We start from the raw sequence: 20,110 nt of genomic DNA, 5'->3' as shown, positions 1-20,110 counted from the left end.
GCGCGTTTAGCGCGTGCTGAGTAAAAGTATTTAACCTCCTGCCTCCTGCTTAATTCTTAAAAAACTTCCAATATTGCTTTAATGCTTGATTAATCCAGCTTAGGCGTGATGTTATTACTATGGCTATATGTTTCACTGGCTAGCGTAAAGATTCGCCTGTAAGGGCAGTCTGTTACATCCAGCATACGGAGGTTAAATGTCAGTATTTAAAGCTGTTAACAGCATTGAAGAACGTTTGCAAATACAACGTTTACAGGAACCAACGCGCGTAGTTACATCTACGGTTGGGAGTGATGTCGTAAGAGGGTTGACGAAAACACCTAAATCCTTACCGCCTTGTTACTTTTATGATGACAGAGGTTCTGAGTTATTTGAGCGCATCTGTGAGTTACCAGAATATTACGTGACACGCACAGAAACAGCTATTTTACAACAGTATGCTGGTGAAATTGCCCAAATTACTGGTGCTTGTGAATTAGTAGAACTGGGCAGTGGTAATTCTACCAAAACTCGCGTCTTACTAGACGCTTATGAGCAACTAGATTATCCTCTGCATTATTTACCAATTGATGTATGTGCAGGAATTTTGGAAACTAGCGCCAAGCAGTTGCTACAAGATTATCCTTCCTTAAAAGTTTACGCCCTGGCAGGAACTTACGAATCAGCCCTGGCACAACTCACCACTAGAACATTATCCAGCCGGATGATTTGTTTTATTGGCAGTACGTTGGGTAATCTTAACCCACAAGAGTGTGATATTTTCTTATCGCAAATCAGAAGCAGCTTGCAGACGGGTGAATATTTCTTGTTGGGAGTAGATTTGCAGAAGCCAAAGGAAATTTTGGAACCTGCATATAATGACAGCCAAGGCGTAACCGCAGAGTTTAATCTCAATATGCTAGAGCATTTAAACAGGCGGTTTGAGGGTGATTTTGATACAACACAGTTTACACACTCGGCATTTTATAATGAGGCTGAAAAGCAAATTGAGATGCACTTAAAAAGTGAGCGATCGCAAACAGTCCATTTAAAATCGCTCAACCTCACCGTCAATTTTGCCCCAGGTGAAACCATCCTCACCGAAATCTCTCGTAAATTCCACCTCGACACCATCAAGCAGCAACTTACAGCAAAAGGTTTAAAACCCATCCAAGCCTGGACTGATAAAAATCAGTGGTTTGGTGTAATGCTATGCCAATTGCAAGCGTAAAGAATATAAATTCAAAATTTAAGAACCAAAGTCTCTCAAGGTTTTAAGTTTTGAATTATTGGTGCATTTGGGAAGTTTGAGTTAAATTCAGTAGGAGCGCACAGTTAGCTGTGCGCTTTCTTACTATATGTAAATATCAAGAAAAACTTTAACTCTGAATATTTAGTATTATTACTTACTAAATATCACCAAATTAATACTCAATACTATTCATATTTTAATAACGATGATATCAAATATAGTATATTTAGATGCTGCATATATGTAATTTTACGATAAAAAAATATGTAAGGATGGTATAAAGTATCTGATAATCCTTTATAAAGGTGAAAAGTATCACATATATTTTAAATATATTCTTTTATACCTTAAGAGCAACACACAAGTAGAGGAGCTAAAAATGTCTTCTAATTTCTCTCGCCGTCAGATACTGAAAACAGCTGGCTTCATTACTGGTGCAGCTTCCGTAAGCAGTGCGCCAATACTGAGTAATTTAATTACTGGTTCTCATAGTCATGGTTCGGCACAAGCTCAAGAACCGAATACGCTTTCAGCCCCCCAAATGGTGATTAATAGCCGAATGTTATACTTCGGCTGGATTCCCGAAGATCCCAGTGCGGTTAAATCTTTAGTGCCAAATCGGTTCACACCCAACTACAAGGGTGCTGTCTTCATGAACCAATACATTGTTGATACTGCGGAACAAACTTCTGGCTTTGGTGCGTATTCACTCACTTATTTAGGTGTTGATCTGCAAAACCTTGATGCTCCTGGTGGTGTTAATCCTGGTAGATGGTGGACTCACTACTTTAACTCTAGTTCTACCGTCATTAAATATGTTTTAGAGCGTGGTGTTCCAGCAACACCAGGACGTACAATTTTGAGGCTTGATGGCGAAACCTTGATCGCCACAACTGAGTCTAACGGTATTCCTATCATCCGTACTAAAGCTAAGGTCGGGAATGCTATTGCTAGTGTCGCTCGTGGTCAATTACGCTACATCACTAAAAAGCCTTACGGCCCATATACAAGTGGTGTTTATCCTTATATTGCAGAAACAGTGACTCCTTGGAAAATTGAGTCTTTGGAGTTTTTACAACCAAGTCATCCTGTATATGCTTTGCGACCAAAACAACCACTAGAAATCACTTTTGGTTTCTATGCTCCCCGTTCTTCCTTTTGTTATCCTGGCGGCGAAGAAGTAATTTAACTTTTACTTCTCTTGATTAATTTAAAGTCAAGACTTACGCATCAAGGTTGTCTGTTGAGACTGAGTGTAGTGGTTAAACACTTCTCTACGTTATCTACTAGACGCTTCGTGATTTTTACTGAGTGCAGTCGGAGTAACGACTGCGCTCAACTACCTCGGAGTCGAGATTTACTAATTAGGGGTAAAGGTATAGGGGTATAAGGATTTTGAACACCTACACTTCTATACCCCAACACCCCTTACCAAAACCTTAATTTTTCGTTCTCATGCGTAAGTGATAAAAATAAAAGTAGGTTGTGTGGAACAAACCTAATACGTCTTCTAAATAATTGTGTCCACCTACTTATATCTTCTAGTAAGTTTATATTCTATTTTGAAATAATGATCATATCAAGTTCATTAACTAAGTAGGTAAGCTAGAAAAGCATAACAAATCCAATTAAATTATAGTTTTTACATTAAAAGACTCGTCTAAGAGTTACTTTCTTATACATATACAAAAATAAAACTTTAATATATTTAGCATTTTATCTCATTAGATGTTAAATCACTATTCATAATGGGCATTCTATATGAAGAACCCACTCTACTTTCCTAAATCACAAGTAGAGCCGGAAATATTTTGAGACATTTTGGGGAAACCTTTGATGGAAATTTCTAATTTAACTACAGATCATAGTATTGAATTACTCAAAATTAAGGAAGCCCTACGTCAACAAGAGAAAAGTACTAAATTATTAGAAGCTATCACTCTGGCTCAATCTCAATTTATTGTTGAGTCTAACCCTAGAATTGCATTTAATGTCTTACTTGATAATCTTTTAATACTTACGGAAAGTGAGTACGGTTTCATTGGTGAAATGCACTATACAGAGGCTGGTGATATAGATATGACCACACACATGAAAGTGCGTGGTAATCCTTATTTAAAAACTCATGCTATTACCAATATTGCTTGGAATGAAGAAACTAGAGCTTTTTATGAAGAAAATGCTCCAAAAGGAATGGAGTTTCATAATTTAAAAACTCTATTTGGTGCTGTTATTGTTACAGGTGAACCAGTCATATCTAATTCTCCCACCACAGATCCCCGCCGTGGAGGAATACCTGACGGGCATCCACCTTTAAATGCTTTTTTAGGGCTACCGTTTTACAGTAATAAACAATTGGTCGGTATGGTAGGAATTGCCAATCGTCCTAATGGCTATGATGAATCAGTGATTGCTTACTTACAACCATTTTTAGCAACTTGTACTAACTTAATTGAATCTCATAGAAATTATAAACGTCGTGAACAAGCTGAAACAGCACTACGTCAAAGCCAAGAATTGTTGCAAAAAGCTAATGAAGAGTTAGAAATTAGAGTAGAGCAACGCACAGAGCAATTAAGACAAGCAAAAATATCTGCTGATAGTGCTAATAAAGCCAAAAGTGAATTTTTAGCTAACATGAGCCATGAGCTGCGCACACCTCTTAACGGTATTCTTGGCTATGCTCAAATTATTAAACGTTCTCAATCATTACCTGAATCTCATCGCAAAGGTGTTGATATTATTCAGCAATGTGCTTCTCATTTATTGACTTTAATCAACGATATTTTAGATTTATCTAAAATTGAAGCTCGCAAAATGGAGCTTCATCCTATAAATTTTCATTTTCCATCTTTTCTAGAAGGTGTTGCTGAAATTTGTAAAATTCGCGCAGAACAAAAAGGTATTGCATTTTTATACCAGCCAGATCCACAACTACCTATAGGTTTGTTTGCCGATGAAAAGCGATTACGCCAAGTTTTGATTAATCTCTTAAGTAATGCTACTAAATTTACCGACCAAGGTAATGTGACATTTCGTATTCAATCTCATCCCATAACTAATCAAGATTTAGTTCATAAAATTCGTTTTGAAGTTGAAGATACAGGTGTTGGTCTAACTCAAGAACAGATAGAAAAGATTTTTCTGCCTTTTGAGCAGGTTGGTGATACTAAGAAACAAGCAGAAGGCACAGGATTAGGATTAGCAATTAGCCAAAATATTGTTTCTTTAATGAATAGCAAAATTCAAGTTAAAAGTTATCCGCAGCAAGGTAGTAGTTTTTGTTTTGAAGTGCAACTTCATGAAGTAAAGAATTTGTTTGAAGACTCTAACTTAACAGATTTTAGCGCTATCGTTGGTTACGAAGGTACAAAACAAAAAATATTAGTTGTAGATGATAAATGGGAAAATCGTTCTGTTATTTCTAACTTATTAGCACCATTGGGATTTGATGTAATTGAAGCTAGTGATGGTCAAGAGGGATTGGAAATAGCAGCTAAATCTCAACCAGATTTAATTATTACTGATTTAGTTATGCCTGTTATGGATGGGTTTAATTTTATCAAAAATATCCGACAGTCACCCAAATTCAAAGACATAATTATTGTTGTTTCTTCAGCTAGTGTCTTTGAAACTGATCAATATAAAAGTATTGATGCCGGAGCCAATGACTTCTTAGTAAAACCTATCCAAGTAGATATGCTATTTCGGCTATTAAGTAAATTTTTAAAAATTAATTGGATATATCGGTCAAATAACCAAAATATTGACAAAACTTTCACGACTCAACTGCAATCACAGACAATTATTCCTCCTGCACAAGAAATTTTACAAAATCTTTACCAGTTGGCGAAAAAAGGTGATATTTACGCAGTTATAAATGAAGTAAATAAATTAGAAGATACTGATACTAATTTGATTCCTTTTATCCAAAAAGTCACTCAGCTAGGACAAAACTTTCAAATTAAATTACTCCGAGATTTTTTGAAAACTTTTATTGATGAAATCCAATAATATTCATTTAAAAAATATACTACAATTATGCTGATACCAAACTCACCAATAAATTCAGGTTTCATTTTAATTGTTGATGACAACCCAACTAATCTTTCGGTACTAGCACAAATTCTTAATCAGGCTGATTTGTCAATTCGGATAGCTACAGATGGTGAAAGTGCTTTAGAGTTATTGGCAGAAGATAATGAACTTCCAGCACTCATCATCCTTGATGTACAAATGCCCGGAATTGATGGATTTGAAACCTGCCATAGGCTCAAATCTAATCCTGAAACTTATGATATTCCTGTGATTTTTATGACGGCAGCTTCTGATGTTACTAGCAAAGTCAAAGGCTTATCTTTAGGTGCTGTAGATTATATTACTAAACCATTTGAATCTGAAGAAGTTTTAGCTAGAGTCCGCATTCACTTACAAATTCAGCAGTTAACTAAAAAACAACAACAATGGAATCAAGAGTTAGAGAAAAAATTAGCTGAACAAATCAATGTTTTGCAAAAAACACAAGTACAACTTGTACAACAAGAAAAGTTCGCAGCTATGGGGCAATTGATCGCTGGCGTAGCTCATGAGATTAATAATCCTATTACTTGTATAGTTAATAATATTCCTCCTGCTTATGAATATGTAAAAAATTTAATAGCAGTTATCCAACTTTATCAACAATATTATTCTCAACCAGTACCAGAGATCGAAAATGCTTTAGAAGAGCTTGATATTGAGTTTGCTTCTGATGATCTGTTTAAACTCTTGAATTCTATGAAACTTAGTTCTGAACGAATCCAAGATATATCTGTTTCGCTACGTAATTTTTATCGCAGCGATATCTCGACAAAAATTGCTGTCAATTTACATGAATGCTTAGATAGTACTCTCTTGATTTTACGCCATCGTTTAAAAGCTTTAGGCGATCGCCCCGCTATTGAGATACTTAAACAATATGGTGAACTACCCAAAATATATTGTTATCCTGGTCTATTAAATCAAGTATTTATGAATCTTATTGCTAATGCTATTGATGCAGTAGAAGACGTACAACAACCTCAAATTCGCATTTCTACACAAGTTACAGATTCTCAAGTATTAATTACCATTGCTGACAACGGTGTTGGTATGACTGAAGAAATGACACATAAATTATTTCAACCATTATTCACTACTAAACCTTTTGGTAAAGGGACAGGGCTAGGCTTGTCAATTGCAAGTCAAATTATTGACGAAAAACATCATGGGCAATTAAAAGTCTCTTCAGAATATGGTAAAGGCAGCGAATTTATTATTTTTCTTCCTCTTTCTTAAACCTTAATTTCAGTCATCGTTGTTGGCATTAGTTGTAAGCGCAATGCCTACAAATGTATCTAAAACTTAAGATAAATAAATCAATTTAAAAAACTTTTTTTCTAACTCAATCTGAAATGTTTTTTATTAGCAAAAGGTGTAAGCTTAGAGAACAGAGGAGAATAACTATAAACTGTGGATTAATGACTATTGACCAATGACCAATGACCAAACCACAACGTTGTATTGTCTGCAAGACAGTTTTTTTACAGGAGCATAGTTTTTATAATAAACTCTGCGTTGAGTGTGGGAATCTCAACTTTAGTAAACGTCAGCAAGTTGCTGATTTAGGAGGGATGATTGCCGTTGTCACAGGGGCTAGGGTAAATATTGGTTATGGGGTAGCATTGAGGCTGTTAAGAAATGGGGCGACTGTGATAGTAACTAGTCGTTTTCCTCATGATTCCGCAAAAAGGTATGCAGCAGAGCCAGATTTTTCACAATGGCAACATCGCTTGCAAATTTATGGACTGGATTTGCGTCATCTTCATAGTGTGGAACAATTTACTCAGCACATTTGCAAGTTCTTTTCACGACTTGATATTATTATTAATAATGCCGCGCAAACAGTGCGTCGTCCGCTTGCGTTTTATCGTCATTTAATTGAGTTTGAATCCTTATCTCTAAAAGAATTACCATTAGAAATACAACCTTTAGTCAGCCATAATCATGCTGTAAATACTGAAAGTCCTGCGTTGTTAGCCAAGAAAGAACTGACAGAGACGAATTTTGCCCAAAGTTCAGCTTTTCTCTCTCAAATTCCTTTACTACCCGAAGATAACGAGGATAATTCAGCTTTGCTACCTCCAGAAATGTATACCGAAGATGGGCAGCAAATTGATTTGCGTCCTTTTAATAGCTGGCTGATGAAGGATGATGAAGTAAGTATTTTAGAGTTATTGGAAGTGCATATAATTAATGCGATCGCTCCCTTTGTCATTAACAGCAGACTCAAGCGGTTAATGAGCAACAATAAAGAAATTAATAAATACATTATTAATGTTTCCTCAATGGAAGGACGATTTAACGATGTTGACAAGCCTTGGCGACATCCCCACACCAACATGGCCAAAGCTGCTCTCAATCAAATGACTCGTACTTGTGCCAAAGAATACGCCAAATATCGTATTTTTATGAATGCAGTAGACCCTGGATGGATTAGTTTTCAACATCCTTATCATCAAGCAAAATCCATGCAGGAACGCGGCGTTTATCCTCCCTTTGATATTGATGATGCGGCTGCACGCATTTGTGATCCAATTTATTTAGGAATTAACCAAAATCAAACACCTTTTGCTAAATTATTCAAAGACTTTAGAGAAATTGATTGGTAATTTCTGGCAGTGTAGCTTAATGGTAAAGCTTCCACGTTCAAATGGACAGATAACCGTTCGATTCGGTTCACTGCCACCAGCAACGTAGTTTAATGAGAAAAACACCTTGGAGTAAACCAGGAGATACAGGTGCAATTCCCGTCGTTGCTTTTGATCAGAAAGTAAAATAAATTTGACTTGGTAGTGTAGTTTAATGGTAAAATGTCCGCTTTCCAGGTGGAAGACAACCGTTCGATTCGGTTCACTACCACCAGTAACGTAGTTTAATTAGGAAAACCCCTTGGAGTAGACCAGGAAATACGGGTGCAATTCCCGTCGTTGCTATACATAAAATTAAATATAAATAAATGACCAAATATTTAGATGTGCATCAATACTTGAACCTATCCCACGAATAAAATTCTGTTAATCCAGATGTGAATTGTCGCAAGAGAAAGAAAACCGTTGAAGCAGGCAGAAATTCTTTCCCACCGAACAACGAGTCGGCGATATTTTCTTTGAAACCAAGCAAAACAGCGCTCTTGTTGAAAACGCGGAACAGAAATTTTAATTGGTCTACCCCGATTTTTTCGATTCTTCCAAACACGCGCGCGGCAATTGAGGTCTGATTCCACGTTTACGCAATGCAGCCCGTTTGTCCTTGGAATCATAGCCTTTGTCAGCAGCCAGAACTTTAACACGTTTACGAGGTCTACCGGGTCTATTCGTTTTAACTTTGACACTATCTAACAGTGGTATCACTTGATCTGTTTCACTACCGTTGGCTGGAGTTGTGCGATTAGCCAAGGGCATACCATTACCATCAGTTAAGGTGTGTATTAAAATTCCCTTACCTTTATGACCGTACTTAACGCCTTCACCGCCACCTTTGCCAGGGGGAAAAAGACCCATCAACAGCACCGTAATTCCAGTTGATTAGGCTTCTTTCCTCTGCAATTCCTAGTATCCTTGCTTGTAAACTTTCCAAAGTTCCGTCCGTTTCCCAACGTTGCAACCATCTGTGCGCTGCACTTTTTGATGCCCAGATTTCTCCTGTGGGAGCATCACACCAACGGCATCCTGTTATCAATATATACAATAACGTGTTCAGTACATGACGAAATGGTGCATGAGGCATTCCCCTTCCTCTGTTTTCTGGTTCCTTGGGGAATATATCTTCAAACAACTTCCACTCCATATCACTTAACCCTTCAAATTTCCCCGCCATACCCTGATACAACTTACCGTTTTCAACAGCAGATTATCATATTGCTGGTATTAGTGGGATAGGTTCATATTGTTTCTCCCCTGGAAACTGCTATATATATCCAGAGAATACTTAAAATATTGTTCGCATCCCAAATCAAGCAGCTATCCAATAGGAAGATTACCAGGATTGACTGCGTGAATAAATTCACTACCTGATTTTGGTCTACCGCGTTTATAACTCGCTTCTTCTGGGTTGCCCCATCCTAACTGTAAAAGTATTTCTAAAAAGTTAGGATTCTCCCACTTCAATAAGGTAGCCCATTCTGTTCTTTGGACAATCCTTTCTACATCAGACAGCAGAATTAACTGATGCTGTTTATTATTATTAACACTCAAATATAAATCCATTCCGGCCGAGACTTCATACCAGAATTGTAAAATAGAATTTCTAGCCCCTTGTAATATTTCTAAATCGCTGCTTAAAGCAGTTAGTTGAGTATCTACTTCTGGATAACGTAATGTTTTGCCTTTTACTGATACTTCCTTCCAGACAATACCAGAAACTTGATGCTCTTTTTGATAGTCATGAATCGCATTTTTAAAGTCTTGATAGGCAGTAAATTTTTGTAATCCCTCTGCTTTGATAAACTGGTCAATTAAGGGATTGCCAGAAACTGTTACTTCCAATTTTAAACGTTCTCCTTTAAGGCAAGCTTGACGTTCAGTTGCCAATATCTGGATTAGTTCTTCTGTAGTATAAACCTTTGACATCAAAACACACTTAATTGGTCATTAGTCATTAGTTATTGTTTTGAGCTATTGACTGTTGACTATGGACTCTGGACTATTAATTCGATATTATCTCTTGCCATAATAAGGAATGCAGTAACGGATATCACTAAAAATTAGGGCAGACCAATTTGGTCTACCCCCAATGTTACTTGGCTAACTCACTACTGAACTCATTGAACGATCGCCTTTTTAATTGTACTGATTCGGTACGAGGCAATAAATCAAACACTTCCCGCATTTTATCGTCGATTTCTTCATAAGGCACTTGACCTTTCTTATTAAAAACTACCTCACCAGACTGATTAAACACTACAATCTGAGGCACACCCCCAGAATAGTAATATCCTGGTTCGGTGGGTTCATAAGTCTTTTTAGCGAGGAAAGTATCAACACTAATAGGGATAATCTCGGCGGCTCTACCGTAAAATTCTTGTATCCGCGAAATCACGATCGCATATTGCTTACAGTCTTTGCTGTCATCTAAATAGAAAGCCAAAACTGTAGGTTTATGTTCTGCCAAAGCTTGGGCTAGGGTAAATTTGGATGGTACTAATGACCCATTACCAGCATAAACCACGAACATATTGCCGTCATAAACATCATCGTTTATACCCGCAAATGCTGGCTGCATCCCCAAAATTAACAGAAACATCAGCAAAAACAGGCATTTAGAAACCAACCTTCGCCAGTCAGCAATGCTTTTATGTAAAAAAGAAAACTCAATACTAATCATCAAAAAGAACCTTGTAAGTTACTATTTGTCTTCGGTATGTGCTGAATTAGGCAACGTGGACTGGATATATAATTACGCCCGTATACTATTTTTTAAGATAGCGCCTAGTGGGTACTGTGGGGAGTGGGAAGTAGGGGAGATGAGGGAGATGAGGGAGTGGGGGGAGACGAAGAAGCAGTGGAGAATGACTTGGACTATTGACTGTGGACTAATGACTATGGACTATTGACTATGGACTATTGACTAATGACTAATGACTATGAAAATTATAGATAGAGTGCGTTTGGGTTTTGCGGTGTCGGTGGCGAAAAGCGTGACTTTTTTGGTGCGATCGCTGCGTCTGGGTGCTGCTAGTGTATTACCAGGGTCAATTGCGCGGCGAATTGAACCCAGGCTTTTACAATTATTGAGTCAGCAGGTGAAAAATGGGGTTATTATCATCGCTGGTACTAATGGTAAAACTACCACTTCGCTGCTGTTACGCACGATTTTAGAAAATAAGGGTTATCGTGTCTGTCATAATTCGACGGGTGCAAATCTGGAAAATGGGTTGATGACTGCTTTGCTAGAAAGCACCAGCTTGGTGGGGACTCTAGATGTCGATTATGCGATTTTGGAAGTAGATGAGAATATTGTTCCCAAGGTATTAAAGCCACTCCAACCAAGAATTATCCTCTGTTTAAACCTGTTCCGCGACCAACTTGATAGGTACGGTGAAGTAGATACTATCAGCAAGCGGTGGACTAAGGTTATCTCGACGCTTCCACCGGAAACCGTGGTAATTCCCAATGCTGATGACCCAACTTTATCGCTTCTCGGTCAGCAGTTACAGCAAAAGGTCTTATTCTTTGGCTTAAATGAACCTGAAAATTATTTAGAAGCTATTCCTCACGCTGTTGATTCTATCTATTGTCCTCAATGTGGACATTCTTTAGATTACCAAGGTGTATATTTATCTCACCTGGGAGATTTTACTTGTCCAAGTTGCGGTTTTAGTAAAAGTCAACCAGTATTAGCAAGTAAGGAATGGCCGCAAATCTTAGTTGGTTTGTACAACAAATACAACACCTTAGCAGCCACAACCGCAGCTATAGAATTAGGTGTTGATGAGGCGACAATCAGAGATACTATTAATCATTTCCAAGCTGCTTTCGGCCGTGCGGAAGATTTAGTAATTGATGGTAAACGGGTAAGAATTTTATTATCTAAAAATCCTGTAGGGACGAATGAAACAATTCGCGTCGTCACCCAAAGCACAGATAAAACCACATTATTAGTATTAAATGATCGCACCCCCGACGGCACAGATGTATCTTGGATTTGGGACGTAGATACAGAAAAATTAGTCGAACGGGGAGGAACCTTAGTAGTCAGTGGCGATCGCGTTTATGATATGGCGCTACGTCTGCGTTATAGTGAAAAATCGGCGGATAGTAATCTTAACTTAATTGTCGAAGAAGATTTACATCAAGCGATCGCCAAAGCCTTAGAACACACCCCAACAACCGAAACCCTCCACATCCTCCCCACCTATTCAGCCATGCTAGAAGTCCGCGAAGTCTTAACGGGAAGGAAAATTCTGTAAATTGGTCAGTTGTCAGTGGTTAGTAGTTCTTTCTCCCCTGCTCCCCTGCTATTCCCCTCCTGGGAGGGGTTAGGGGTGGGTTACTCCCTCATCCCCAATTACAAATTACGAATTACGAATTACGAATTAAAAATATGACCCTAGAATTAACAATCGGTTGGCTATATCCTACATTGATGAGTACCTATGGCGATCGCGGTAATGTGATTACTATAGAACGTCGCGCCCAATGGCGGGGATATAGCGTTAAAGTATTACCTCTAGACCAAAATGCTACAGCAGATGATATTAAATCTGTAGATGTGATAGTTGGTGGTGGCGCACAAGATAGACAGCAAGAAATTGTTATGCGTGATTTGCAAGGTGCGAAAGCTGATGCAATGCGTGAAAAAATTGAAAATGGCACACCAGGAGTTTTTACTTGTGGTTCACCCCAGTTATTAGGACATTATTACGAACCAGGGTTAGGACAGCGTATTCAAGGGTTAGGAATACTTGATTTAGTTTCTATCCATCCTGGGGAGAATACAAAGCGTTGTATCGGTAACTTGGTCATTGAAGTTACAGCCAGCCGTTTGGCGAAAGATTTAGCAGAAATGACGGGAAGCAAAGCCTATTTAGTAGGTTTTGAAAATCACGGTGGTCGGACTAAATTAGGTAAGGTAGAAGCTTTAGGAAAAGTGGTTTATGGTTTAGGAAATAATGGTGAAGATGGTACTGAAGGTGCATTTTATCAGAATGCGATCGCTACTTATTCTCACGGGCCATTGTTACCTAAAAATCCCTTTGTTGCAGACTGGTTAATTCAAACAGCATTACGCTTAAAGTATCAGCAGCCAATTACTTTACAACCTTTAGATGATACTTTAGCTATGCAGGCACGAGAAGCAATGTTTAAAAAGTTGCAAGTTAACCCACCAAAGTCTACTGTAGTAGCTAAAGTTTAAAATTTACCTTAATAGTAAAGTATTTATGAGCAACTCCTCAACTATATGGTATGAGGGGTTGTTTCGTTTTAATTATATAAAATTTGATAAAAATGACACATTACTAACACTGGATATACTTAAATTGCTTCTAGTGTACGAAACTGTACTGAACTTTGTTTCTGTAACCAGTATTTTGTCTATTGGGTTAATTGTAAAAACTCTTTGCTGCTTTTTTGCCTTATGTAAAGAGAATTTATAGCTTATATTGTGCCACATTGTCCCTTCTACATGATAGACTGCCTCAGATATGTGTCATTCAATTTCGCTGCAAAAAGGTTTACGAGTGCTAGTAGTGGATAATGATTTTGATTCTTGTGTGCTACTAATGGTTTTGTTTGCTGAATATGGGGTTAAGACAACCACAGCAATTTGTGCCACTCAAGCTCTCGACATAATTCAACAAGCTCCACCAGACCTTTTGATCAGCGAAATCATGCTGCCCGATGATGATGGATACTCATTCATCCGCAAAGTGAAAGCCTGGGAAAAAACTTATGGCGTTGAGATTCCAGCGATCGCACTCACCGTATGCGTTAAAGAAAGTGATCGCCTTCATGCCCTCGCGGCTGGATTTTGCCGATACTTAGTTAAACCAATAAATGTTGACGAGTTAATTGCCACAATCGCTCATATTACAGGACAAGGAATGTCAGCCAAGGCCTGCTGTTAATAACAAACCTTAACCTTTCAATTGAGATGTATTCTAAGGAGAGCCTCTCTTGCAAACTTTCTAAGGCTCCCATGAACGCTGAAAATCAAATACTAGCTATGCTGTCTGCGGATGTGCAAGAGCGGCTTACGCCTCATCTGGTTCTTGTCACCTTAGCCCAAGGTGAGATGATTCATAGACCAGGCGATGTGTTGACTCATCTTTATTTTCCAATTGACTGTCTGTTCTCGATCACGATTACGATGCTCAATGGTGCGACAGCAGAGGTGGGGATGGTGGGTAATCGGGAAGTATTGGGGATTAATGCTTTTATGGGCAGAAGTGAAATCACACAAACAGAATACGTCGTCCAAGTAGCAGGTAGGGCGATGAGAATTGATGCCCAAATACTGAGGCAGGAATTTGATCGCAATGGTGAACTACGGGACTTGTTGCTGCGTTATGCTCAGGCGTTTCTGGCTCAAGTTTCCCAAACAGCAGCTTGCAACTCTCTCCACACCCTAGAACAACGCTTACCGCGCTGGCTGCTGGAAACACAAGAGAGAATTGACTCCAATGAGTTACCTCTGACGCAGGATTTTATTGCCATGATGCTGGGTGTAAGGCGAGCAGGGGTGACTCTAACGGCGCAGAAACTACAAGAGCGCAAACTGATCAAATATCGTCGGGGTCATGTGCAGATTGTGAACCAGTCTGGGCTAGAAGCCTCTTCCTGTGAATGTTTCAGAACAATCAAAACTGAATACGATCGCTTACTAGGAGAAAAATAACGGTACCACTTATCGAGTTTTATTTATCTATTATTCTCCCTAGCGAAAATTATGAATCAGCTACGCACCACATCACCTTGTATTTTTGTTGTTGAATCCGATGATGATGTTCGGGCTGTGCTGAAGTATAACCTGCAAAATTGTGGCTATGAAGTAATTATGGCGCTTGATGAGGATGATGCTATTCAACGCACCCAACGAGGACGCGATCGCTTTGACTTGATTTTACTGAACCAGTTTGGGAAATCAATCAATGAAATGATTGTATTCGGACAACAAATTCGCCGTAACACAGAATTGAACAGCCGCACACCGATTATTATCATGGCTGAGAAATATGGGGAAGATATGGAAGGGCAGAATATTCAGGTCGGTGATCATGACTATGTGACTTATCTAGAAGATGGGCAACAGTTGAAGAACATCCTCTATCGGTTGTGTCCGGTGTATTAAGGTTGGTTTTCTTTGAGTAAATCAGTAATTGCTTTAATTAACACCTCTGGATCAACAGGTTTAACTAAGTGGTGCTGAAAGCCTGCTGCTATTGCTTGCTGATAATTAGCATACCCCGCATAAGCAGTTAAGGCGATCGCTAAAACTTGCCCACCCTGTTCTGGTGGGAGCGCTCTGACTTGCTGCATCAGCATATAGCCATCCTCATCTGGCATACCAATGTCACTAATTAGTAAAGTCGGTTGAGATTGGGTGAACAATTGCAACGCTTCGGCGGCGGAATTGGCTGTAATCACATTTGCTCCAGACTGCTCCAACGCCAAAGCGATGAACTCTAACGAATCTGGCTCATTATCTACTACTAAAATTTGAGTTCCCTGCAAATTAACCGCATCCTCTAAAAGCTTATCTCCCTCTTTGGTAGCTTGAGCAGGCATCAATGGCAATCTCAGTGTAAAAATTGCCCCCTGTCCTTTACCCAGACTTTCTGCCCACACCGTTCCTCCATGTGCCTCAATAATCTGACGCACAATTGCCAACCCTAAACCCAGTCCCCCAAACTGGCGGGTAGTTGCGCCATCGACTTGCCAGAAGTAGTCAAACACGTAAGGTAAAAAATTGGGATCAATGCCAATGCCTGTGTCACTCACCACGATCTGAGCATAACCCTCAATTTGCTCTAACCCGACTTCCACCCGCCCTCCTTGGGGTGTAAACTTAACCGCATTAGCGAGAAGATTCCAGGCGACTTGCTGTAAACGAGTGGCATCACCCAAAATAGTCACGACTTGAGAATTTAATCTTGTGTTGATCTCAATTGATTTGGCTTGGGCTGATAACTGCACAGTATCGATGGCGGCTTGAATTGTAGCCACTAGATTAACTTGCTCTACATTGAGACTAAGCTTGCCTTGCAAAATAGCAGAGACATCTAGTAGATCATCAACCAATTTGGCTTGCAATTTGGCATTACGCTCAATCGTTGCCCAAGCTTGTGCAGTTTGAGTGGCGCTCAAATTACCTCTTTTGATCATCTGTAGCCAACCTAAAATGGGGTTGAGGGGCGATCGCAATTCGTGCGATAACACTGCCAAAAACTCATCTTTGATGCGGTTGGCTTCCTGTGCCTGCTGGTAAAGCCGGGCGTTAGATAAAGCCAATGCTGCCCCATGTCCTAATTCTTCTGCCACTGCCAAGTCGGCTGGAATGTATTGGCGATCAGAGTCTGCGGTCAAGCAAACGGTTAATACTCCCAGATGATGACCATGAGCAATCAGAGGCACACTAATTAGCGATCGCACCTGAAACTCTTGCATAAATTGCCGACAATCAGCACAGGTGGTAGCATTTTGTAGCCACGCCTTGGTGACATAAGGCACAAAGTTAGCCTGACTACTGTCAAGCAGGTTCGTAAATAGATGACTTTCACAATCTGGCAACTGTAAATAATGCTGTAACTGCTCAAACCAATCCTGTTCGCGGTGATGCCAGCCTACTCTTTCGATCTGAGAATCGGTATTGAGGACATCAAAGAAACATAAGTCAGCCAGAAACGGTACAGCCAGTTGTGCAATATTCAATAGTGTGGTTTTGTAATCAATCGACTCTGCCAAAACTTTAGTAGCATTTGCGAGAAAATGCTGATGCTGCAATGCAACCTCAGTCGTTTGACGTAAGTGAATACTGTCAAGGGCAGCAGAGGTAAAATCAGCGAGACTGGTCATGATCCTTAAGTCTTCAGCATCAAACTGCCGTGCTGGGTCATGGGACACAATCCAGATCGTACCTAATGGCTGATCACCATTCATCAAGGGAATAACTAGACCTTCAACGATACTAAGTTTTGCTGTTTGCAAGTAAGTAAAGTACCGTTCAGGATAAGAATAAAGAATAGGCGCTTGACGATCTAGACATATGCCGCAAGGACTATAGTTTCTAGGTGTTGTTCTTTGCTCATACTCTTTTAAGCTACCAGAGATCGCACTCCAGCGAAATATTTCTTCCCCATCGGGAGTTACATCAAGTAAGCTCACGCCAGCACTTCCCGCCAGACAAAGCTCAACAGCTGTAGCCACTAGAGCTTGCAGCATGGTTTGCGGTTGCTGTGCTAGTTGTCGAGCTAGTGAGTGCAGAGATCGGATTTCTGCTTGTAAATTAGCAACTCTGGGCGATCGCTCGGCTAAAGAGGCTGTAATTAAAATGTCATCTAAACTTACAGGCTGTGCCTCAGACATTCAATTCCTCCCCTGAGAAATAATGCTTTAAAGAAGCTTTCTCAGGTTCGTCTAGCGATCGCCCTAACCTTGCCTTCTCTAAAGTATGCCCCAGCTGCCACCAATTCCCCATTTTGTCAGCAACGCCCAATTTGGCAGCGAATCTATCCTGATACAGGTGGAGATGCTGTCGCCAGCCATGCACTAAATTTGCCATCTCTACGGATTTTGGCATTGTCAGGATCATTACTGCTTTTAATTAAGTGAAATCATAATAGGACAAATAGGATAACTTTGTTCACCTTCTTAAGGGAGATAGTGAAATTTTTATAACGCGAGGTAAGCATAGGATTCATCTTTGATTTTTTTTTAAATTTAGTACCTCTGTCCCTATTTCTTCGCTCTCTTCTGTCTTCTATTCCTTGTATATGCAAATTGGTTAAGTAATCAAACCCGATTACTATATAAGTTCAAATCTAACAAAAACCAAAGATTAAAATGTCAGGGAAATTTTTATAATTTGAGGAATACCAATACAGTATTAATGTTTAAGCAAAATATTTTCTAAGAACAACCTACTGCCAAGATATAATTCAAAATCAAATCAACAAATTAGCAAAAGCGTGTTAAGCTGACAATAGGAATCAAAAAAGCAAGAATGCAAAAAGGCTTCAAGAAAAATATTGGGGTAAACTCAATAGAATCCTTTTGCTGTGGTAGATCCACTTCAATATCACTACAAGTTCTAGCCACGTTAGAAATCAGCCAGACAAACTGGATACTAACCTTGGTACAAACTTGAAGTCAGTCATAACTTGCTTAGGTAATAACTAGTTAGATTTGGCTAGACAAGCTAGTATTATCAGCCAGAAACAATTACTCTAGGAGGCTGGGAAGAAAGACTCTTAGTACAAAATGGCATTCCAGAAGAATTAGAACGCTGACTAAACAAAGATAAGTCCGCATAATTACTTATCATATTTTGGAAGTTGATAACTATTGGTAATGGTAGAAAACAGTAAACCATTCGCTATTATCTATTACCGACTTTATCAACTATGTTGTAAGTAATTGGCAGGGACTAATATTATATCTTTGTCATGAAAAATTAATTTTCTTGAATTAATTACGAGAGGATAGAGTAATTTTCAGGACTATTTCTCAGCAATAGCACAAGCGCGAAAACTGCTTAGTATCTGATGATATTGTGCGGTGCGCGTTATGAAAATGATGACAAGCCATGACATATCCTAAATAGTAAATTTGTAGAAACCATTGAGAGTGTATTGCAATTTTGGTTGGTTAGGTTCGGGTACAAACCTGAATAAAAGTAAATTGCTACTGTAAACACTCTCAAGGCTTGAGCAACCGATGGGTATTCTACAAAAACCTGCCAAGTTTATGTCAAGCTTTTCTCAATTTTCGCTTGCATTTTCAGGTAGAACTTTCCCTATCCTCATTCCACCACCTATCATCACTATTTACGCTAGAACTTGGCAATCAAAGTAATTGACTTATTGATTATTAGTTACCAAGTAAGACTAATAATGAATAGCCAATGTTCTAGACCTTAATCTTTTGTGCTGTTTGTTTGTCAATACCTCATATGTGCAAACACTCCTCAGCCTTAAGTTTCATGTAAATTTCCAGCCCATAGATAAATTAATTGTAGGAAAATACCAACCATGAGTATTGACAAAAAAATCAGACAAATCGCTTTCTACGGTAAAGGCGGTATCGGTAAGTCTACCACCTCTCAAAACACCTTAGCCGCTATGGCAGAGATGGGTCAGCGCATCCTTATCGTCGGTTGCGACCCCAAAGCTGACTCCACCCGTTTGATGCTCCACTCCAAAGCACAAACCACCGTATTACACTTGGCTGCTGAACGTGGTGCAGTAGAAGACCTAGAACTCGAAGAAGTAATGCTCACCGGCTTCCGTGGTGTGAAGTGCGTTGAGTCTGGTGGTCCAGAACCTGGTGTAGGTTGTGCTGGTCGTGGTATTATCACCGCCATCAACTTCTTAGAAGAAAATGGTGCTTACCAAGATGTTGACTTCGTTTCCTATGACGTATTAGGCGACGTTGTATGTGGTGGTTTCGCAATGCCTATCCGCGAAAATAAAGCACAAGAAATCTACATTGTTACATCAGGCGAAATGATGGCGATGTACGCTGCAAACAACATCGCTCGCGGTATTTTGAAATATGCACATACAGGCGGTGTGCGTTTAGGTGGCTTGATTTGTAACAGCCGTAACGTTGACAGAGAAATCGAACTTATCGAAACTCTGGCAAAACGTTTGAACACCCAAATGATTCACTACGTACCCCGCGACAACATTGTTCAACACGCTGAGTTGCGCCGGATGACAGTTAACGAGTACGCACCCGACAGCAACCAATCTAACGAATACCGGATTTTGGCTAACAAAATCATCAATAACGAAAATCTCAAAGTTCCCACCCCAATTGAAATGGAAGAACTAGAAGAGTTGTTGATTGAATTTGGTATTCTTGAAAGCGAAGAAAATGCTGCAAAAATGATTGGTACAGCTGCTGAAAGCACCAAGTAATTTTGATGTAGTCATAAATCATTTCTGAGCAAACAAAACCTCGGTTTGATAAAAACCGGGGTTTTGAAATTTTCACCTTCTACAATCTAGTAATATTTACCTTAAAAACAATACGGTTCAGTTAGTAGAACCCAATTCTTCTAGATACCCCTAAATCCCCCTTAAAAAGGGGGATTTTGATTCTTGTTCCCCCCTTTTTAAGGGGGGCTAGGGGGGATCAA

Annotated in this window: 17 protein-coding genes and 2 tRNA genes; 13 read left to right on the top strand and 6 right to left on the bottom strand. The window is 39.3% G+C overall.

Annotated elements, in window-relative coordinates; all coding sequences use genetic code 11:
- The first annotated feature begins 196 nt into the window (after window positions 1-196).
- The 7 genes from egtD to NSMS1_RS14195 all read left to right on the top strand — a co-directional run bounded on the left by egtD (window position 197) and on the right by NSMS1_RS14195 (window position 8,173).
- A complete protein-coding gene (egtD, locus tag NSMS1_RS14225; protein ID WP_224094416.1) occupies window positions 197-1,210 on the top strand; it encodes an L-histidine N(alpha)-methyltransferase in 1,014 nt (337 codons plus the stop codon).
- A 400-nt stretch (window positions 1,211-1,610) separates the two neighbouring features.
- Complete coding sequence (locus tag NSMS1_RS14220; protein WP_224094409.1) at window positions 1,611-2,420, top strand: hypothetical protein; 810 nt, start codon at window positions 1,611-1,613, stop codon at window positions 2,418-2,420.
- A 647-nt stretch (window positions 2,421-3,067) separates the two neighbouring features.
- Window positions 3,068-5,245 (top strand): ATP-binding protein, encoded by a 2,178-nt coding sequence (locus tag NSMS1_RS14215; protein ID WP_224094407.1) that lies wholly within the window; start codon window positions 3,068-3,070, stop codon window positions 5,243-5,245.
- A 27-nt stretch (window positions 5,246-5,272) separates the two neighbouring features.
- Window positions 5,273-6,547 carry a sensor histidine kinase gene (locus tag NSMS1_RS14210; protein WP_224094406.1) on the top strand — a complete coding sequence of 425 codons (1,275 nt, stop codon included), beginning with the start codon at window positions 5,273-5,275 and terminating at the stop codon, window positions 6,545-6,547.
- Window positions 6,548-6,750: 203 nt separating this feature from the next.
- A complete protein-coding gene (locus tag NSMS1_RS14205; RefSeq protein ID WP_224094404.1) occupies window positions 6,751-7,920 on the top strand; it encodes an SDR family NAD(P)-dependent oxidoreductase in 1,170 nt (389 codons plus the stop codon).
- 5 nt (window positions 7,921-7,925) lie between these two features.
- Window positions 7,926-7,999, top strand: a tRNA-OTHER gene (locus tag NSMS1_RS14200).
- A gap of 100 nt (window positions 8,000-8,099) precedes the next feature.
- A tRNA-Gly gene (locus NSMS1_RS14195) sits at window positions 8,100-8,173 on the top strand.
- Between the two features lie 302 nt (window positions 8,174-8,475).
- Here the strand turns inward: NSMS1_RS14195 and NSMS1_RS14190 are convergent.
- From NSMS1_RS14190 to NSMS1_RS14175, 4 genes are all read right to left on the bottom strand, one after another.
- On the bottom strand, window positions 8,476-8,811 hold the full coding sequence (locus tag NSMS1_RS14190) for a transposase (protein WP_224085446.1): 336 nt from the start codon (window positions 8,809-8,811) through the stop codon (window positions 8,476-8,478).
- On the bottom strand, window positions 8,777-9,127 hold the full coding sequence (locus NSMS1_RS14185) for a transposase (RefSeq protein WP_224085447.1): 351 nt from the start codon (window positions 9,125-9,127) through the stop codon (window positions 8,777-8,779). Before NSMS1_RS14185 ends, NSMS1_RS14190 begins: the two co-directional genes overlap by 35 nt.
- 143 nt (window positions 9,128-9,270) lie before the next feature.
- Complete coding sequence (locus NSMS1_RS14180) at window positions 9,271-9,879, bottom strand: hypothetical protein (RefSeq protein ID WP_224094403.1); 609 nt, start codon at window positions 9,877-9,879, stop codon at window positions 9,271-9,273.
- Between the two features lie 166 nt (window positions 9,880-10,045).
- Entirely contained in the window at window positions 10,046-10,633 is a 588-nt protein-coding gene (locus NSMS1_RS14175) for a thylakoid membrane photosystem I accumulation factor (RefSeq protein WP_224094401.1), read from the bottom strand.
- Between the two features lie 259 nt (window positions 10,634-10,892).
- Between NSMS1_RS14175 and NSMS1_RS14170 the strand changes: the two genes are divergently transcribed.
- The 5 genes from NSMS1_RS14170 (at window position 10,893) to NSMS1_RS14150 (ending at window position 15,100) form a co-directional block, all read left to right on the top strand.
- The gene (locus NSMS1_RS14170) at window positions 10,893-12,218 is read left to right on the top strand and encodes a MurT ligase domain-containing protein (protein ID WP_411908685.1); all 1,326 of its coding nucleotides are present in this window, start codon (window positions 10,893-10,895) and stop codon (window positions 12,216-12,218) included.
- A gap of 134 nt (window positions 12,219-12,352) precedes the next feature.
- Complete coding sequence (locus tag NSMS1_RS14165; protein WP_224094397.1) at window positions 12,353-13,165, top strand: type 1 glutamine amidotransferase; 813 nt, start codon at window positions 12,353-12,355, stop codon at window positions 13,163-13,165.
- 289 nt (window positions 13,166-13,454) lie between these two features.
- The gene (locus tag NSMS1_RS14160; protein WP_224094395.1) at window positions 13,455-13,877 is read left to right on the top strand and encodes a response regulator; all 423 of its coding nucleotides are present in this window, start codon (window positions 13,455-13,457) and stop codon (window positions 13,875-13,877) included.
- A gap of 71 nt (window positions 13,878-13,948) precedes the next feature.
- Window positions 13,949-14,647, top strand: a complete 699-nt coding sequence (locus NSMS1_RS14155) for a Crp/Fnr family transcriptional regulator (RefSeq protein WP_224094393.1) — start codon at window positions 13,949-13,951, stop codon at window positions 14,645-14,647.
- A 51-nt stretch (window positions 14,648-14,698) separates the two neighbouring features.
- A complete protein-coding gene (locus NSMS1_RS14150; protein WP_224094391.1) occupies window positions 14,699-15,100 on the top strand; it encodes a hypothetical protein in 402 nt (133 codons plus the stop codon).
- Here NSMS1_RS14150 and NSMS1_RS14145 read toward each other — a convergent pair.
- Window positions 15,097-17,334 carry an ATP-binding protein gene (locus tag NSMS1_RS14145; protein ID WP_224094389.1) on the bottom strand — a complete coding sequence of 746 codons (2,238 nt, stop codon included), beginning with the start codon at window positions 17,332-17,334 and terminating at the stop codon, window positions 15,097-15,099. The genes NSMS1_RS14150 and NSMS1_RS14145 overlap by 4 nt on opposite strands.
- The gene (locus NSMS1_RS14140; RefSeq protein ID WP_224094387.1) at window positions 17,327-17,548 is read right to left on the bottom strand and encodes a hypothetical protein; all 222 of its coding nucleotides are present in this window, start codon (window positions 17,546-17,548) and stop codon (window positions 17,327-17,329) included. Before NSMS1_RS14140 ends, NSMS1_RS14145 begins: the two co-directional genes overlap by 8 nt.
- A 1,450-nt stretch (window positions 17,549-18,998) precedes the next feature.
- Here NSMS1_RS14140 and nifH point away from each other — a divergent pair.
- The gene (nifH, locus tag NSMS1_RS14135; RefSeq protein ID WP_067767564.1) at window positions 18,999-19,889 is read left to right on the top strand and encodes a nitrogenase iron protein; all 891 of its coding nucleotides are present in this window, start codon (window positions 18,999-19,001) and stop codon (window positions 19,887-19,889) included.
- Window positions 19,890-20,110 lie beyond the last annotated feature (221 nt).

The organism is Nostoc sp. MS1 (genome assembly GCF_019976755.1).
GTDB lineage: Bacteria > Cyanobacteriota > Cyanobacteriia > Cyanobacteriales > Nostocaceae > Trichormus.
Note: the sequence above shows the minus strand (reverse complement) of the source record. Positions and strands in the feature narration are given on the sequence as shown.

What these genes read in the sequence shown, in the direction of transcription:
- egtD (WP_224094416.1), top strand. Translation starts at nt 197, where the DNA reads ATGTCAGTATTTAAAGCTGTTAACAGCATTGAAGAACGTTTGCAAATA.
- NSMS1_RS14220 (WP_224094409.1), top strand. Translation starts at nt 1,611, where the DNA reads ATGTCTTCTAATTTCTCTCGCCGTCAGATACTGAAAACAGCTGGCTTC.
- NSMS1_RS14215 (WP_224094407.1), top strand. Translation starts at nt 3,068, where the DNA reads ATGGAAATTTCTAATTTAACTACAGATCATAGTATTGAATTACTCAAA.
- NSMS1_RS14210 (WP_224094406.1), top strand. Translation starts at nt 5,273, where the DNA reads ATGCTGATACCAAACTCACCAATAAATTCAGGTTTCATTTTAATTGTT.
- NSMS1_RS14205 (WP_224094404.1), top strand. Translation starts at nt 6,751, where the DNA reads ATGACCAAACCACAACGTTGTATTGTCTGCAAGACAGTTTTTTTACAG.
- NSMS1_RS14190 (WP_224085446.1), bottom strand. Translation starts at nt 8,811, where the DNA reads ATGGGTCTTTTTCCCCCTGGCAAAGGTGGCGGTGAAGGCGTTAAGTAC.
- NSMS1_RS14185 (WP_224085447.1), bottom strand. Translation starts at nt 9,127, where the DNA reads ATGGCGGGGAAATTTGAAGGGTTAAGTGATATGGAGTGGAAGTTGTTT.
- NSMS1_RS14180 (WP_224094403.1), bottom strand. Translation starts at nt 9,879, where the DNA reads ATGTCAAAGGTTTATACTACAGAAGAACTAATCCAGATATTGGCAACT.
- NSMS1_RS14175 (WP_224094401.1), bottom strand. Translation starts at nt 10,633, where the DNA reads ATGATTAGTATTGAGTTTTCTTTTTTACATAAAAGCATTGCTGACTGG.
- NSMS1_RS14170 (WP_411908685.1), top strand. Translation starts at nt 10,893, where the DNA reads ATGAAAATTATAGATAGAGTGCGTTTGGGTTTTGCGGTGTCGGTGGCG.
- NSMS1_RS14165 (WP_224094397.1), top strand. Translation starts at nt 12,353, where the DNA reads ATGACCCTAGAATTAACAATCGGTTGGCTATATCCTACATTGATGAGT.
- NSMS1_RS14160 (WP_224094395.1), top strand. Translation starts at nt 13,455, where the DNA reads ATGTGTCATTCAATTTCGCTGCAAAAAGGTTTACGAGTGCTAGTAGTG.
- NSMS1_RS14155 (WP_224094393.1), top strand. Translation starts at nt 13,949, where the DNA reads ATGAACGCTGAAAATCAAATACTAGCTATGCTGTCTGCGGATGTGCAA.
- NSMS1_RS14150 (WP_224094391.1), top strand. Translation starts at nt 14,699, where the DNA reads ATGAATCAGCTACGCACCACATCACCTTGTATTTTTGTTGTTGAATCC.
- NSMS1_RS14145 (WP_224094389.1), bottom strand. Translation starts at nt 17,334, where the DNA reads ATGTCTGAGGCACAGCCTGTAAGTTTAGATGACATTTTAATTACAGCC.
- NSMS1_RS14140 (WP_224094387.1), bottom strand. Translation starts at nt 17,548, where the DNA reads ATGCCAAAATCCGTAGAGATGGCAAATTTAGTGCATGGCTGGCGACAG.
- nifH (WP_067767564.1), top strand. Translation starts at nt 18,999, where the DNA reads ATGAGTATTGACAAAAAAATCAGACAAATCGCTTTCTACGGTAAAGGC.